The sequence below is a fragment of the Streptomyces sp. CA2R106 genome (assembly GCF_037034245.1).
Classification (GTDB): domain Bacteria; phylum Actinomycetota; class Actinomycetes; order Streptomycetales; family Streptomycetaceae; genus Actinacidiphila.
Genome location: NZ_JBAGKC010000003.1, coordinates 161,612 through 177,430 on the forward strand (window position 1 = coordinate 161,612; position 15,819 = coordinate 177,430).

At 75.4% G+C, this 15,819-nt stretch carries 13 protein-coding genes; 7 read left to right on the forward strand and 6 right to left on the reverse strand.

Annotation, left to right across the window (positions count from 1 at the left end):
• Nucleotides 1-51: 51 nt before the first annotated feature.
• Entirely contained in the window at nucleotides 52-816 is a 765-nt protein-coding gene (locus WA788_RS06350; protein WP_335972373.1) for a GntR family transcriptional regulator, read from the reverse strand.
• A 288-nt stretch (nucleotides 817-1,104) separates the two neighbouring features.
• Here WA788_RS06350 and WA788_RS06355 point away from each other — a divergent pair, with 288 nt between their 5' ends.
• The 5 genes from WA788_RS06355 (at nucleotide 1,105) to WA788_RS06375 (ending at nucleotide 7,806) form a co-directional block, all read left to right on the forward strand.
• Nucleotides 1,105-1,851 (forward strand): SDR family oxidoreductase, encoded by a 747-nt coding sequence (locus tag WA788_RS06355; RefSeq protein ID WP_335972374.1) that lies wholly within the window; start codon nucleotides 1,105-1,107, stop codon nucleotides 1,849-1,851.
• Between the two features lie 181 nt (nucleotides 1,852-2,032).
• Nucleotides 2,033-3,514, forward strand: coding sequence for an NCS2 family permease (locus WA788_RS06360; protein WP_335972375.1), 1,482 nt, complete (start codon nucleotides 2,033-2,035; stop codon nucleotides 3,512-3,514).
• A 412-nt stretch (nucleotides 3,515-3,926) separates the two neighbouring features.
• Complete coding sequence (locus WA788_RS06365) at nucleotides 3,927-5,264, forward strand: GNAT family N-acetyltransferase (RefSeq protein WP_335972376.1); 1,338 nt, start codon at nucleotides 3,927-3,929, stop codon at nucleotides 5,262-5,264.
• A 133-nt stretch (nucleotides 5,265-5,397) separates the two neighbouring features.
• The gene (locus WA788_RS06370) at nucleotides 5,398-7,086 is read left to right on the forward strand and encodes a DUF885 domain-containing protein (protein ID WP_335972377.1); all 1,689 of its coding nucleotides are present in this window, start codon (nucleotides 5,398-5,400) and stop codon (nucleotides 7,084-7,086) included.
• 195 nt (nucleotides 7,087-7,281) lie between these two features.
• Nucleotides 7,282-7,806 (forward strand): GNAT family N-acetyltransferase, encoded by a 525-nt coding sequence (locus WA788_RS06375; protein ID WP_335972378.1) that lies wholly within the window; start codon nucleotides 7,282-7,284, stop codon nucleotides 7,804-7,806.
• 91 nt (nucleotides 7,807-7,897) lie between these two features.
• Here WA788_RS06375 and WA788_RS06380 read toward each other — a convergent pair whose 3' ends face one another.
• The 3 genes from WA788_RS06380 to WA788_RS06390 form a co-directional block, all read right to left on the reverse strand.
• Complete coding sequence (locus tag WA788_RS06380) at nucleotides 7,898-11,050, reverse strand: SMC family ATPase (RefSeq protein ID WP_335972379.1); 3,153 nt, start codon at nucleotides 11,048-11,050, stop codon at nucleotides 7,898-7,900.
• Nucleotides 11,050-12,213: an exonuclease SbcCD subunit D gene (locus tag WA788_RS06385; protein ID WP_335972380.1), complete on the reverse strand. Its 1,164-nt coding sequence runs from the start codon at nucleotides 12,211-12,213 to the stop codon at nucleotides 11,050-11,052. Before WA788_RS06385 ends, WA788_RS06380 begins: the two co-directional genes overlap by 1 nt.
• Nucleotides 12,214-12,394: 181 nt before the next feature.
• Nucleotides 12,395-13,024, reverse strand: a complete 630-nt coding sequence (locus WA788_RS06390) for a YigZ family protein (RefSeq protein ID WP_335972381.1) — start codon at nucleotides 13,022-13,024, stop codon at nucleotides 12,395-12,397.
• A 115-nt stretch (nucleotides 13,025-13,139) separates the two neighbouring features.
• Here WA788_RS06390 and WA788_RS06395 point away from each other — a divergent pair, with 115 nt between their 5' ends.
• Nucleotides 13,140-13,586, forward strand: a complete 447-nt coding sequence (locus tag WA788_RS06395; RefSeq protein ID WP_335973022.1) for a CoA-binding protein — start codon at nucleotides 13,140-13,142, stop codon at nucleotides 13,584-13,586.
• 56 nt (nucleotides 13,587-13,642) lie between these two features.
• Here the strand turns inward: WA788_RS06395 and WA788_RS06400 are convergent, their stop codons facing one another.
• Nucleotides 13,643-14,437: an acyltransferase gene (locus tag WA788_RS06400; RefSeq protein ID WP_335972382.1), complete on the reverse strand. Its 795-nt coding sequence runs from the start codon at nucleotides 14,435-14,437 to the stop codon at nucleotides 13,643-13,645.
• A gap of 64 nt (nucleotides 14,438-14,501) precedes the next feature.
• On the opposite strand from WA788_RS06400, the gene WA788_RS06405 reads away from it, so the two are divergent.
• A complete protein-coding gene (locus WA788_RS06405) occupies nucleotides 14,502-15,083 on the forward strand; it encodes a gamma carbonic anhydrase family protein (RefSeq protein WP_335972383.1) in 582 nt (193 codons plus the stop codon).
• A gap of 35 nt (nucleotides 15,084-15,118) precedes the next feature.
• Here the strand turns inward: WA788_RS06405 and WA788_RS06410 are convergent, their stop codons facing one another.
• Nucleotides 15,119-15,775 carry a DedA family protein gene (locus WA788_RS06410; RefSeq protein WP_335972384.1) on the reverse strand — a complete coding sequence of 219 codons (657 nt, stop codon included), beginning with the start codon at nucleotides 15,773-15,775 and terminating at the stop codon, nucleotides 15,119-15,121.
• Nucleotides 15,776-15,819 lie beyond the last annotated feature (44 nt).

A 15,819-nucleotide genomic window follows, 5' to 3' on the forward strand; every position in this document is an offset into this window, starting at 1 on the left:
CCGGCGGTGTCGGTCCGTTCGGCGGCGGGCGCCGTGCGCCCGCGCGGTGGGTCAGGACGCCTCGCGGCTGCTGCCGGGCTCCTGGTGCAGCACCTCCAGCGCACCGGAGTCGCCGAAGGTGAGCCGGCAGGTGTCGGCGCGGTAGGTCGCCACGGAGGCGGCCGCGACGCGGCCCTGCGCGTAGTAGCGGGTGGTGAGCACCAGGACGGGCGCGCCGGGCAGCCGGTCGAGCTGCCGGGCGTCCTCCGCGCGGGCCGAGCCCAGCTCGACGGAGCGGTCCTCGCCCTCCAGCTCCATGGCGTGCAGTTCACGCAGCACCGCGGGGCCGTGCTCGGCGGGGGTGAGCATCGCGGACAGGCCCGGCACCGACGCGTTCGGCACGTAGAGCAGTTCGGTGGCGACCGCCTGGCCCTGGATGACGCGCTCGCGGCGCACGGTGTGCACGGCCTCCTCGCGGCCGGTGCCGAGCAGCGCGGCGACCGCGGCGGGGGCGGCGGCCTCGACGCAGCCCACGGTGTGCCAGGCGTCGCGCACGGCGCCGGGCCACACGTTGGCCGACGGGCCGACGGACACGCCGATCCGGGGCGGGGCGACGGTGGTGCCGACACCGCGGCGGCGCTGCAACCGCCCCTCCAGCTCCAGCTGTTCGAGCGCCTGGCGGAGCGTGGCGCGCGCGACGCCGAAGCGCGCGGCGAGGTCCCGCTCGTTCGGCAGGATCTCGCCGACCTCGAACTCCGAGTCCAGGGCGTCGTTCAGCACCGTCTTGAGGTGCCAGTACTTCGGCTCCTGCACCGCTTCGAGCTGCGTGGTCCCCACCCTGTCCTCGCAATCGCCGTCATGTCGCCGTGTCGCTCTGATACCGCCGTGCGCCCGTCCGCTGCCGGACCGGCCGACGTCACTTCTTGTGAAGCCTTGTTTCCGAACCAGTCTTTATTAAAGGTCCTTGCACTACTAGGACGATAGAGGCGCGTCGCGAACTTGGTCAAGACCAATCCTCGAACGGGCGCAGGCCCGGCGGGGGCGGATACATGCGGCGTTCACGCACTGTTGGCGGTGTGCTGCAATGGCGTCGGCAGGCAGTGCGAGGGGACGAGGAGCGGCGCGATGGAGCAGGTCAGCGTGGTCACCGGCGGCAGCCGGGGCATCGGGGCGGCGGTGGTGCTGCGGCTGGCGGCGGCCGGCCACCGGGTCGTGATCGGCTACGAGCGGGCGCGGGACGCGGCCGAGGACGTGGCCCGGCAGGTCCGCGAGGCCGGCGGGACCTGCCTGGCGCACCAGGTCGACACCAGCGACGAGCAGCAGGTCGACGCGCTGTTCACCGCGGCGCGCGACACGCTCGGCCCGGTCACCGGCCTGGTGAACAACGCCGGGATCACCGGCCCGCTCGGCCGCTTCGCGCAGACCCCGGTGGAGGTGATGCGGCGGGTGGTGGACGTCAACGTGATGGGCGCGCTGATCTGCGCCCGCCGGGCGGTGCGGGAGATGTCCACCCGGTACGGCGGCAGCGGCGGCTCGATCGTGAACATCTCCTCGGGCGGGGCGAGCCTGGGCAGCCCGGGCGAGTACGTCCACTACGCGGCGAGCAAGGCGGCAGTCGACACCATGACGCTCGGGCTGTCGAAGGAGCTGGCCGAGGAGGGCGTACGAGTCAACTCCGTGCAGCCCGGCATGATCGTGACCGGTATCCATGCGGCGATGGGCGACCCGGAGCGGCCCTGGCGCAGCGGCGACCGCATCCCGATGCGGCGCCCCGGGCAGCCGGAGGAGGTGGCCGGGGCGGTGGCGTGGCTGATGTCGCCCGACGCGTCGTACACCACGGGCGCGGTGCTGCGGGTGGCCGGCGGGCTGTAGGGGTCCCCGGGGGGCGGTCGTCCGCGCGGCACAGGGGCGGACCCGCGGCACAAGTGTTGACCTGAGCATGTCCGAAACCCGACGGTGATACGGGGTAACGCCGGGGAAACCCGCGCGGCGCCGCGCGGGGGCACAATCCGTGTGCCCCGCAACCGACTTCGGACAACTCCCAAGGAGCACCATGCCCGGTTCCGTCGCCGACGACGCCGTGAAGCCCGCCCCCGCGCCGCCCCCGGGAGGCGGCGCGCTGCTGGAGCGGTGGTTCCGGATAGCGCAGCGGGGCTCCACGCCCGGCCGGGAGATACGGGGCGGGTTCGCGACCTTCTTCGCGATGGCCTACATCCTGGTGCTCAACCCGATCATCCTGGCCGGCGGCACCCAGCACCCGGTGCTGGACAAGTACGGCCACCACCTCTCCTCGGCCCAGGTGCTGACCGTGACCGCGCTGGTGGCCGCGGTGATGACGGTGATCATGGGCGTCGGCGGCAACCTGCCGCTGGCCATCGCCACCGGGCTCGGCCTGAACGCCGTGGTCGCCTACCAGTTGGCGCCGAAGATGAGCTGGCCGGACGCGATGGGCCTGGTGGTCCTGGAGGGCCTGCTGATCTGCGTGCTGGTGCTCACCGGGCTGCGGCAGGCGATCATGGACGCCATCCCCGACGCGATCAAGAAGGCGATCGCGGTCGGCATCGGCATGTTCATCTGCTTCATCGGCCTGGTCGACGCCGGGTTCGTCACCCGCATCCCGGACGCCGCGGACAACACCACCCCGGTGCAGCTCGGCGGTTCCGGCACCCTGACCGGCTGGCCGGTGCTGGTCTTCTGCGTCGGGGTGCTGCTCACCATCTCGCTGGTGGCCCGCCGGATGCGCGGCGCGATCCTGATCAGCATCGTGGTGATGACCGTGGTGGCGCTCGTGGTCAACAAGGTCGCGGACATCCCGGACGCGGCCTGGGGCCTGAACCCGCCGAAGATGCCGCACAAGGCCGTCGCCACCCCGGACTTCGGACTGGTGGGCCACTTCAGCCTGTTCGGCGGGTTCCGCGACGCGGGCGTGGTGACCTGCCTGCTGTCGGTGTTCACGCTGGTGCTGTCGGACTTCTTCGACGCCATGGGCACGATCATGGGCATCTCCAGCGAGGCGGGGCTGCTCGACGAGCGGGGCCGGGTGCCGAACATCGGCCGGGTGCTGTTCATCGACGGAGCGGCCGCCGTCGCGGGCGGGGTCGCCTCGTCCTCCTCCAACACCGCCTACGTGGAGTCCGCGGCGGGCGTCGGCGAGGGCGCCCGTACGGGGCTGGCGAGCGTGGTGACCGGCGCGCTGTTCGCGCTGGCGCTCTTCCTGTCGCCGCTGGCCGGTGTGGTGCCCTCGCAGGCGGCCGCACCCGCGCTGGTCGCGGTGGGCTTCCTGCTGATGGCGCAGGTCCGGTCGATCGACTGGACCTCGTACGACACCGCGATCCCGGCGTTCCTCACCATCGCGGTGATGCCCTTCACCTACAGCATCACCAACGGCATCGGCGCGGGCTTCCTGTCCTACGTGGTGCTCAAGACGGCGCTGGGCAAGGTGCGCGAGGTGCACCCGCTGGTGTGGGGCGTGTCGGTCTTCTTCCTCGCCTACTTCGCGATCGACCCGCTCCAGCAGGCGTTCGGCGTGAAGTGACCGGTGCGGCGGGCGCCGTCCGCGGTCCCCCGGAGGAGGGGGCCGGCGGACCGCGGACGACCTTCGAAGCTCCGACCGGGACGGGGGCGCCCGGTCGGAGCCGCTGGCCGGGCCGGTGCGCGACCGGCCCGTACCAAGACAACTCCGGCCATCCCGGCGGAGTTCCCGACCCGCGCGCATAAATGCGCGGGATTTTTCCAGCGGCCCGGCAGCCCCGCGCCGAGCAGCCGCCCGACGGCCCCCGCGCCTTCCCGCGACCCTGCGATCCGCCACGGCGCCACCTCCTACCCGTGCGCAAGCCCTGGAACGCCCAGATCACCGCAAAGTCCGAGGTAACCGAAAAGAGCGCCCCTTTACCGTCCGGTCACGGTGTGTTCGTGATCGCGCAACACGCGTTCGGCAGGGTTGCCGTATGCCGCATTCGACCTCCGCTGCCTCCGCCCCCGCACGGCGCCGTCACAGGGGCCGTGAACTCGCCGTGATCGCCGCACTGGTCGCCGCCGGCCGCCGCGTACGGCGGTGGTGCCGCGCCGCCGCCGTGTCCTGGCCGGGGCGTCCGGCCCCCCTTCCGTCCGAAGCGGGGCCGGAGACCGCGGCCGCGCTATGGCGGCTGCGCACGACCGTACGCGACACGCCCGGCACGCTCGGCGCGGTGTGCACGGCGCTGGCCGACCGCGGAATCGACATCGTCTCGCTCCAGACGCATCCGCTGGCCGACGGCACCGTGGACGAGTTCCTGCTGCGGGCGCCGTCCGCGCTGCCGGCCACGGCACTGGCCGCGGCGGTGGCGCGGGCCGGCGGCGCCGACACCTGGCTGGAGCGCGCCGACGCCCACGACCTGGTGGACCTGCCCACCCGCATCCTGACCCTGGCCACCCGCACCGCGCTGGACACCGCCGAACTGCCGCTGGCGCTGCGCCGCCTGCTCGGCCGCTGCACCATCACCTCCACCCCCGCGGGGCGCGGAGACGAGCCGGGCGCGGAGACGTACGGCCAGGGACCTGCCGGGGAGCAGGGGCACGGCGGCGTCCGGTCGGCCGCGGAGGAACTGCCCACGGTCATGCGGCTGCGCGACCCGGCCGGCGGTGTGATCACCGTACGGCGCGAGCAACCGCCGTTCACGCCCACCGAGTTCGCCCGGGCCAGGGCGCTGGTGGAGCTGGACGCGCGACTCGGGACGCGGGTGCCGCCGCACCGGGCCGCCGCCGCGCTCCCCCTCGGCCACCGAGGTCCGCAGGGCGGCGAGGTCACGCTGCGCCGCGTCGGCCCGGAGGACCTGTCCGCGGCCCGCGCGATGCACGCGCGCTGCACCCCGGCCACCCTCGCCCGCCGCTACCACGGCCCGGTCGGCGACGCGGACCGCTACCTCACCCACCTGCTCGGCCCGCGCTTCGGCCGGTCCCTGGCGGCCGAGACCGCCGACGGGCGCCTGGTCGCGCTCGGCCACCTGCTGTGGGACGGCGAGGAGAGCGAGGTGGCGCTGCTGGTGGAGGACGCCTGGCAGCGCCGCGGCATCGGCACCGCGCTGCTGCGCGGGCTGGTCGAACTCGCCGCGGACGCCGGCCGGTCGAGCGTCTACGCGGTGGCGCAGGCCGCCAACACCGGGATGACCGCCGCGATGCGCGCCCTGGACCTGCCGTTGGACTACCAGGTCGAGGACGGCACCGTGGTCGTCACCGCGACGCTGCCCGCCGCGGCCGACGGCAGTCCCGCGCCGCTGCCGTGGACGGTGACCGACCACCGCCCGTGACGCGGGGGCGCGGGGGCGCGGCGGGGGCCGTTGGTGGCCTTCTTACGCCGCTGACCTGCGGTGATACCAGCGGCCGTGGCCGGTAAGGACATCCGGGGTGACGCCGTGCCGCCCGGCATACGAAGATGACCGCATGTCGTCACTCACCAGCAGCCCCCTGCCCCGCCAGGTCGCCGACACCTACGTCGACGCCCTGGTCGCCCTCGACCCGGCCCTCGGCACGTACCTCGGCGCCCCGGGCAGCGCCCGCCGGCTGCCCGACCACTCGCCCGCCGGCGCGCAGGCCCTGGCCGACCTGGCGCGCAGCACCCTGGCCGACCTGGCCGAGGCGGAGGCGCGGCCCGGCGGCGACAGCCCGGCCGAGCGGCGCTGCGCTCGCCTGCTGCGGGACCGGCTCACCGCCGAGATCGAGGTCCACGAGGCCGGCGAGCACCTGCGGGCGGTCAGCAACATCAACTCCCCGCTGCACTCCATCCGCGAGACCTTCACGCTGATGCCGCTGGCCACCGCCGAGGACCACGCCGACCTCGCGGCCCGGCTGCGCGCGGTGCCCGCGTCCGTCGCCGGCTACCGCGCCAGCCTGGAGGAGGGCCTGTCCCGCGGCCTGCCGGCCGGCCCGAAGCAGGTGGAGACCGTCATCGAGCAGCTGGGCACCTGGGTCGGCGACGGCGCGGAGAGCAGCTGGTTCGCGCAGCTCACCGCGGACGGCCCGGCCGAGCAGCGCGCCGAGCTGGACGCCGCGGCCGCCGAGGCCACCGCCGCCTTCGCCGAGATCCGCGACTGGCTGCGCGCGACGTACGCCCCGGCCGTGGCGGGCGCGCCCGACACCGTGGGCCGCGAGCGGTACGCCCGCTGGTCGCGCTACTGGAACGGCGCGGACCTGGACCTGGAGGAGGCGTACGCGTACGGCTGGTCGGAGTTCCACCGGCTGCTCGGGGAGATGCACGCGGAGGCGGGCAAGATCCTGCCCGACACCGACCCGTGGGACGTGCTGCACCACCTGGAGACGCACGGCACCGTCGTGGAGGGCGTGCCGGAGGTGCGCGAGTGGCTCCAGGCGCTGATGGACGAGGCGATCCGCGCGCTGGACGGCACGCACTTCGAACTCGCCGAGCGGGTCAAGAAGGTGGAGGCGCACATCGCCCCGCCCGGCGGCGCCTCCGCGCCCTACTACACCGGGCCCACCGAGGACTTCAGCCGGCCCGGCCGCACCTGGCTGCCGACGATGGGCCTGACCCGGTTCCCGATCTACGACCTGGTCTCCACCTGGTACCACGAGGGCGTGCCCGGCCACCACCTCCAGCTCGCCCAGTGGGTGCACATCGCCGACACCCTCTCCCGCTACCAGGCCACCGTCGGCATCATCAGCGCCAACGTCGAGGGCTGGGCGCTGTACGCGGAGCGGCTGATGGACGAACTCGGCTTCCTCACCGACCCGGAGCGGCGGCTGGGGTACCTCGACGCGCAGATGATGCGCGCGGTGCGGGTCATCATCGACATCGGCATGCACCTGGAGCTGGAGATCCCGGCCGACTCGCCCTTCCACCCCGGCGAGCGGTGGACCCCGGAGCTGGGCCATGCCTTCTTCGCCGCGCACAGCGGCAGCCCGGCGACGCTGATCGACAGCGAGCTGATCCGCTACCTGGGCATGCCCGCGCAGGCGATCGGCTACAAGATGGGCGAGCGCACCTGGCTCGCCGGGCGCGCGGCCGCGCGCGCCGCGCACGGCGACGCGTTCGACCTCAAGGCGTGGCACATGGCGGCGCTGTCGCTGGGGTCGCTGGGGCTGGACGACCTCCTCGCGGAGCTGTCGGCGCTCTGATCGGCACGCTGACCGCCACGCGCGGGGCGGGGGCCGTCCGCGGCGTCCGCCCCCACGTGCCGCGGCGGCGCGGGCGCGGTCCGAAGTGTGCCTGCCGGGGCGGGTGACCAGGGCGTAGGGTTCGGGACAGGGGGGGCCGGTGCAGGCGTGCCGGCTCCCGCTTCCCTGCGTTTGGCGACAAGGCGGTCCGGTCCGATGACTCTGCACGCTTCCCACGACGGCGGGAGCCTGGTGCTCACGCAGGGCCGGCTCGTCCTGCGCGAGCAACTGCCCGAGGCCGCCGCGGTGCTCGCCGAGGGCAAGCCAGGCGACTTCACCTGGATCGACAGCGTGCCCGGCGACGGCACGTCCAGCGCGGCCACCATGACGGTCGTCTCGGCGAGCGCCGGGGTCTACCGGCCCGGCTGGGGGCTCTTCGTCATCCAGCGGGCCGACGACCTGACCGCGCTCGGCGGGGTCGGCTTCCACGGGCCGCCGGACCGCGGCGCCGTCGAGATCGGCTACGACCTGTCGCCGTCCGCCCGCGGCCGCGGCTGGGCCACCGAGGCGGCCCGCGCGCTGTGCCAGTGGGCGCTCGGCCAGCCCGACGTGATGGTCGTCCTGGCCACCACCGAGCCGGGCAACGCCGCCTCGCAGGCGGTCCTCGCGCGCGTGGGCTTCACCCGGGTCGCGGACCGCGGCGAGCTGTGGGCGTACGAACTGACGGCGCCGCCCGGGTAGGGCCCACGGCTACGGAAGGCTTACGGGTTACGGGTTACGGGTCACGCGGTCCCGGGGTCCGATTCGGGGCGCCGTTGGTCCGGCGCGGGGCTCAGCCGGCGGCGGAGCGCATGCGGACGCTGGAGCCGTCGCGGCCCTTGTCGACCTCGAGCTGCGCGGGGATGCGGTGCCGCAGATCGGCGACATGGCTGACGATGCCGACGGCCCGGTCCCGTTCGCGCAGCCCGTCGAGGACGTCGAGCACCTCGTCCAGGGTCCCCTCGTCGAGGCTGCCGAAGCCCTCGTCGATGAAGAGGGTGTCCAGCCGCATGCCGCCCGCCTCGTCGGTGACGACGTCGGCCAGGCCGAGCGCCAGGGCGAGCGACGCGAAGAACGTCTCGCCGCCGGAGAGCGTCGAGGTGTCGCGTTCGGTGCCGGTCCAGGCGTCCACGACCACCAGGCCGAGGCCGGACTTGGCGCGGTTGCCGGCCCGGGCGTCGCTGTGCGCGAGCGTGTAGCGGCCGGCCGACATCCGGTGCAGCCGCACGCCCGCGGCCGCGGCGACCTGCTCCAGGCGTGCCGCCAGGACGTACGTCTCCAGCTCCATCCGGTAGCGGTTCTCCGCCGAGGTGCCCGCCGCGAGGTCCGCCAGCCGTCGGAGCCGATCGAACTCCGCCCGGGCCGGGGCGAGTTCCCGCACCCGCGCGGTGGCCAGGCGGCTCAGCCGGTCCAGTTCCCGGCAGCGGGTCGCGGCGGCCGACTCCGCGGCCGAGGCCGTCCGCAGCCGCCGCTGCGCCTGTTCGGCGGCGTGCTCGGCGCGTTCGGGCGCGGCGGGCGGCAGCGCGGCGGCCGCCGCGGGTTCGGGTGCGGCCAGGCCCTCCTCGACCGCGGCCTCCTCCCGTTCCCATGCGGCCATGTCCCGTTCGGCGCGGGCCACTTCGGCCGGTGGCAGCAGCGCCGCCGCCGCCTCGTCGGGCGACGCGAACCCGGCCTCGCGCACGGCCGCAGCGAGCGCGGCGCGTGCCTCATCGAGCTGCCGCCCGCACTCCGCCCGCTCCCGTGCGGCATCGACGGCGCGGTCCAGCAGGCCGATCCGCGCGGCCAGGTCGCCGCGCCGGGCCCGTACGGTGGCGTGGCCGCCCCGCGCCTTGGCCAGCTCGGCACCCAACTGCCGGTGCTGCTCGTCCAGTTCCTCCCGCCGGGAGGTGCGGGCGGCGGTACGGCTGAGGGCCTGCTCGCGCTGGGCGGAGCGGCGCTCCTGCTCCTCCTGCGCGCGGGCGAGGTCGCGGCGCGCCTCGGCCAGGCCCCCGGCGGCGCGCACGGCGGCGGCGTGCTCGGCGGCCGACTCCGCGTGGGCGGCGACGAGTTCGGCGTAGGAGGCGGTCCCGGCGGCGGCCGCGGCCGCCTCGTGGGCGGCGCGCAGGCGGGCCGTCGCCTCGCCCGCCGCCGCGTGGGCCGCACGGCTCCGCTCGTAGGCGGCGTGGGCGGCGTCCTCGTCGGCGGAGGTCACCCGGCGGCCGGCCTCGGGCCGTGCGGGCGCGGGGTGTTCCGCGGCGCCGCACACCCGGCACGGCTCGCCGTCCACCAGGCCGTCGGCCAGCTCAGCGGCGATCCCGGCGATCCGGGCCTCCCGTGCGTCCTGCCACGCCTCGCGGGCCTGCGCGGCCCGGTCCCGCGCGTCCCGTCCGGCGTCCTGCGCGCGGGCCAACTGCGCTGCCAGCCGGTCGCGTTCGGCCGCCGCGTCGCGCCGGGTCAAGGCCGCCTCCACCCGCCCGGCCAGGCCCTCCGCCCGAGCGGCAGCCTCCGCGGCGGCCTCCACCCGGCCCTGGAGCCGGCCGCGCTCGGCCGCCCACCGCTCCAGCCACGCCTGCGCCTCCCGTACGGCCCCCTCGTCCGCGCGCTCCTCCCGGGCCAGCGCCTCCCGGCGGCGCCCGATCTCCTCCAACCGCGCCTCCGCCTCCCCGGCGGAGGCCAGCCCGCCCAGCTCCTCCCGCAACTCCCCCACCCTGTGCGCCATGACGGCCACGCGTGCGTCCTCGGCGCCCTCCGCCGCGCCGAAGCCCGCCTCCCCGGCCGGACGGCCACCGCTCCGCCCGGCGCCGAGCGCCTGCGCCAACTGCCGTTCCACCGGGGCCGACAGCGCCTGTACCGCGGCGTCACCGGTCCGCTGGGCCGGGACCTCGCCCGCGTCCGCGACGTGTTCGCCCGCGGCCCGCAACCGGTCCGCCGCTTCCTCCTCCGCGGCGCCTGCCTCCTCGTAGCGGGCGGCCGCCTTGGCGTGGCGGGCGAGGGCGGGGTCGACGGCCAGGGCCCGCCGGGCGCGGTCGAGGCGGGTCCGGGCGGCGTCCCGCGCCGGGCGCTGCTCCTCAAGGGCCCGCGCCCGGTCGCGGGCTTCGCGGTGCCGGCGCTGGAGGGCGGCCACCTCGCGTGCCGCGGTGGCCGTCTCGGCGGCGGCGCGGTGCCCGTCCTCGGCGAGGCGTACGGCCGTACGCGCGATGTCATACCGCTCGCGGGCGTCGCAGCGGGCGAGCGCGGCATCGGCCAGCAGGGCGGCGTCGAGGGCGGCTTCGGGGGCCGCCGCCGGGGGGCCGGCGCTGTCGTCCCCCGCGGCCTGCCGCATCCGGGCGGCGATCTGCCGCAGTTCGTCGTCGGCCGCGGCGAGCCGCCGGTCCGCCTCGTGCCTGAGGTCGCGCAGCCGCCGCTCGACGGCCTTGAAGCGGCGCGTGTCGAACAGCCGCCCGAGCAGCGCGGCGCGCTCGACCGCGCCCGCGCGCAGGAACGTCGCGAACTCGCCCTGCGGCAGCAGCACCACCTGGCAGAATTGCTCGCAGCTCATCCCGACGAGTTGCCGCACCTCCTCGCCGATCTCCTGGTGCGACTTGGACACGCCCTGCCATGTGCCGCCGACCTGCTCGCGCAGCAGCGTGACCGCCTTGTCGACGGTGGTGCCGGTGCCGCGCTTCTTGGCGCGTGTCTGCTCCGGGCGCCGGGTGATCTCCAACCGGCGCCCGGCGAGGGTGAGTTCGAGGACGACCTCGGTCGGGGTGCCGGCCGCGGCGTGGTCGCTGCGCAGCCGGTTCGCCGGCCGGGCGCCGGGCACCTGGCCGTACAGGGCGTAGCAGACCGCGTCGAGCACGGAGGTCTTGCCCGCGCCGGTGGGGCCGTGCAGCAGGAACAGCCCGGCGGCGGACAGCTCGTCGAAGTCGACGTGCTGGGTGCCCGCGAAGGGGCCGAACGCGGTGAGTTCGAGGCGGTGCAGGCGCATCAGTCGGCTTCCGTCCGTACGGCGTCGGCCCGCACCTCGTCCAACGCGGCGCGCAGCACGCCGGTTTCGGCCGGGTCGGGGGCGGTGCCGCGGACGTGGGCGACGAAGTCCTCGGCGATCTGCTGGTCGGTGCGGCCGCGCAGCCGGCGGGCGTAGGAGGCGAGGTCGTCCTCGTCGGCGCGGTCGGGTGCGAAGGCGAGCGCGAGGACGTGCGGGAAGCGCTCCGCGAGCGCGGCCATCGGTTCGTGCGGGCGGTGGGCGTCGGTGAGGGTGGCCTCGACGAAGGAGCCGGTGTGCGGTTCGAGCGCGGGGTCGGCGAGCAGGTCGTCCAGGCGGCCGCGCAGCCGGGCCAGCGGGCGCGGCACGGGTGTGTCCAGCCGCCGGGCGCCGACGGCGCCTTCGGGGTCGAGGTCGACCAGCCACATGCTCTTCCGGTGGTGCTGCTCGGAGAAGGAGTAGGCGAGCGGCGAACCGGAGTACCGTACGCGGTCGTTGACCGTCTGGCAGCCGTGCAGGTGGCCGAGCGCGACGTAGTGGACGCCGTCGAACAGCTCGGCGGGCACCGCTTCCACGCCGCCGGCGGTGATGTCGCGCTCGCTGTCGCAGGGGGCGGCGCCGGTGACGAAGGCGTGCGCGACGACGACGGCGCGGGTGCCGGCGGGCCGGGTGGCCAGATCAGCGCGCACCCGGTCCATGGCGGCGCCGAGGACGGCGGTGTGGTCGGCCCGTTCGGCGTCGAACTCGGCGCGGACCAGGGCCGGTTCGAGGTAGGGCAGGCCGTAGACGGCGACGTCGCCGTGCGGCGGGTCGGGCAGCAGCACCGGCCGGTGGCAGGTCGCGGGGTCGGTGCGCAGGTGGACACCGGCGCGGTCGATCAGCCCGGCGCCGACGCCGAGCCGCCGGGCCGAGTCGTGGTTGCCGGAGGTCAGCACGGTCGGCACGCCGAGGTCGGCGAGGGCGTGCAGGGCCTGGTCGTACAGCTCGATCGCGGCCAGCGGGGGCACGGCGCGGTCGTAGACGTCGCCCGCGACGAGCACCGCGTCGACCTGCTCGGCGCGCACCGTGGCCACCAGGTGGTCGAGGAAGGCGCGCTGGGCGCCGAGCATGCTCACCCGGTGGAAGGACCGCCCCAGGTGCCAGTCCGAGGTGTGCAGGAATCTCACGCCGCCACCGCCGCGAACCGCACCTGTTCCCCTCCCCTTCCCGGGCGTCCGCCCGCCGACCTGCACCGTACTACCGATCTCCGTCGATCTCCGCGCGGTCCGGCCGCACACCCCGGTGGGCCGCCCGCGATCGGCCGGGGCGCGGCGGTGTCAGCCGGTGCCGGGCGGCGTCGGCCCGGCGTCAGGTGACGTCCACGTAGGCGCTGCCCTCGGCGGTGCAGGTGGCGGCGCCGGAGGTGGCGTCGGCGAGCCAGGACCGGAAGGCGGCGACATCGGCTTCGGGCACGCCGAGGTGGAAGGTGACGGCGGCGCCGTACTCGACCTCGCGCACGGTGTGCCCGGCGGCGCGCAGTTCGTTCTCCAGGCGTCCGGCACGCTGGTGGTCCGCGGTGACGGTGAGCAGCGTGAGCAGCCGCCGCTGGAGGGTGCCGACGGTGTCGAGCGCGGCGGACACGGCGCCGCCGTAGGCCCGGGCCAGGCCGCCCGCGCCGAGTTGGACGCCGCCGTAGTAGCGGGTCACGACGGCCACGGCGTCGCGCACCTCGCGGCCGAGCAGCACCTGGAGCATGGGGGTGCCCGCGGTGCCGCCGGGCTCGCCGTCGTCGCTCGCACGGTGCAGGCGGCCGTCGGGGCCGATGACGTAGGCGAAGCAGTTGTGCGTCGCGGCCGGGTGCTCCTTGCGGACCGCGCGGACGAACTCCTCGGCGGCTTCCTGGCTGGCGGCCGGGGCCAGCGCGCACCGGAACCGCGAGCGTTTGATCTCACTTTCGTACACGCCCGGGCGCGCCACCGTCAGATACCGATCTACCACCCGTTCAGCGTAGTGCGGCGGGAATCGGGGCGTGGGGCGGGGCGTTGATCAGGGCAGGACGCGCGGGAAGCGCGCGGGCGGTCGGGAGTTCGAGGCGAGAGGGCCGGTGAGCGGTGTGAACGGGGACGGGTTCGGCAGCGGGTACACGGACTATGAGGACAGGGCCAGGGCGCGCAAGATCCTGACCGACAGCGGTGACACCTGGGCGGTGGTCGGGCTGTCGGGCAACACCACCCGCCCGGCCTACCAGGTGGCGGCGGTGCTCCAGCGGTTCGGCAAGCGCGTGGTGCCGGTCCATCCGAAGGCCGAGACGGTGCACGGCGAGCGGGGGTACGCGAAGCTGGCGGACATCCCCTTCCCCGTCGACGTGGTGGACGTCTTCGTGCACCCCGCGTGGGCCGGCGCGGTGGCCGACGAGGCGGTGGCGGCCGGCGCGAAAGCGGTGTGGTTCCAGCTCGGCGTGATCGACGAGAAGGCGTACGAACGGGTGCGCGCGGCCGGGGTGGACATGGTCATGAACCTCTGCCCGGCCATCGAGATACCGCAACTGCCGCGCGCCTAGCGCCCGCGCCGCGGACGGTGCGGTCCCCGGTCCGCGGCGGGCGGGCGGCAGGTGCCTCAGGTGGCGGTGGGGGTCTCCAGGCCGGGCAGGTCGAGGCGTTGTTCGGGCGGCACGCTGTCCGGGCCGGGCGCTGCGGGGCCGGGCGCTGCGGGGCCGGGCGCTGCGGGGCCGGGGGTGCGCAGCGGTGGCTGCCAGCCGGTGTCGGGTGCCCAGCGGCGCACGATCCGGGCGGGGGCGCCGGCGACCACCGCGTGGTCGGGGACCTCGCCGCGGACCACGGAGCCGGCGGCCACCACCACGTTGCGGCCGAGCCGGGCGCCGGGCAGCACCACGCTGTCCACGCCCAGCCAGCTGCCCGCGCCGATCTCGACGGGCGCCGCGTGGGGCCACTGCTCGCCGATGGCCTGGTCGGGGTCCTCATAGGAGTGGTTGGTGCTGGTCACGTAGACGTTGGGGCCGCAGTAGACCTTGTCGCCGATGACGATCGGGGCCAGGGCCACGATGTGGCTGTCGCGGCCGATGACGACGCCGTCGCCGATGCGGATGACCGGGTCGGGGCCGTAGTCGAGGTCGGCGGGGGCCAGGCCGACGGTGAGAGTGACCTGTTCGCCGATGATGCAGCAGGCGCCGAGGTGAATCCAGGGTTCGCCGAAGACGGTGCCCTGGGGGAAGGCGAGGCGGGTGCCCCAGCCGATCCGGCCGAAGCGCAGCAGCCCGGGGCGCTCCGCGGTGACCGCGCCCGCGTTCTGCACCCGTCGCCAGGCGCGGTGCACCAGGCGGGTGGTGGCGCGCCGTCGCCAGGCCGCGGCGCCGGACAGCAAGGAGAAGAACACGTTCTTGTTCTCGGGCACACGGCCACCGTATACGGTGCTGCGGGGCCGTGGTGGAGCGGCGCGGGATCGGACGGGAGCGGGCATGGCGGAGTCGCAGTCGGCGTCGGAGTCGGTGGAGCACGCGGGTTCGGCGGCCGGGGCGCCCGGGGCGCTGGTCGCGGGGGTGGCGGGCCGGCAGCCGCGGCTGGACCCGGGGGCGTATGCGGCGCCGACGTCCGTGGTGCTCGGTGACGTGGTGCTGGGCGAGCGGGCGAGCGTCTGGTACCACGCGGTGCTGCGCGGCGACTGCGAGCAGATCCGGATCGGCGCGGGCTCCAACATCCAGGACAACTGCACGGTGCACGCCGATCCGGGGTTCCCGGCGGTCGTCGGCGCGGATGTCACGGTCGGGCACAACACGGTGCTGCACGGGTGCGTGGTGGAGGACGGGGTGCTGATCGGGATGGGGGCCACGGTGCTCAACGGAGCGCGGATCGGCGCCGGTTCGCTGGTGGCGGCGGCCGCGCTGGTGCCGCAGGGCATGGTGGTGCCGCCGAACTGCCTGGTCGCGGGGGTGCCGGCGAAGGTCAGGCGGGAGCTGACCGAGGAGGAGCGGGAGGTGCTGCGGCTGAACGCGGCGCACTACGTGGAGTTGGCCCGGGCCCACCGGGAGGCGCTGGGCTGACCGGTGGGCCGGGCGGGGTCACCCGCGGGAGGGGGTCACTCGCCGGAGGGGGCGACGGCCACTTCGCGTTCGGCGGCCGCCTCGTGCTCGGCCTGCACCTTGGCGGCGCGGCGCCGTACGTAGAGGAAGGAGCCGAGGCCGACCAGGACCGCGATGGCAAGGCCCACGTAGCCGAAGCGGGTCAGCCAGGGCTCGGCGACGACGCCCACGTAGTAGATGATCGCGGTGATGCCGCCGGCCCAGACCAGGCCGCCGAGCGCGTTGGCGATGAGGAACTTGTGGTAGGGCATCTTCAGGACGCCGGCGAGCGGCCCGGCGAAGATCCGCAGCAGGGCCACGAAACGGCCGAAGAAGACCGCCCACATGCCCCAGCGCTGGAAGGAGCTTTCGGCGGTGGCGATGTGGCCGGGTGAGAAGTGGCTGGGGAAGCGGCGGCCGAGCCAGTCCAGCAGGGGTCGGCCGCCCTTGTGCCCGATGGCGTAGCCGATCGAGTCGCCGACCACCGCGCCGAAGATCGCGCACGCGCCGACGATCCAGGGGCTGACGTGGCCCTGGGAGGACAGCAGCGCCGCCGTCATCAGCACGATCTCGCCGGGCAGCGGGATGCCGAGGCTCTCCACCCCCACCACGAGACCGACCATCAGATAGACGGCGACCGGCGGAATGCCGTCCAGCCAGTCCTGCACGTGCACAGCAGGTCCCTCCCCGGGGTGGCGGTCGAACGCGCGCCCGCAGC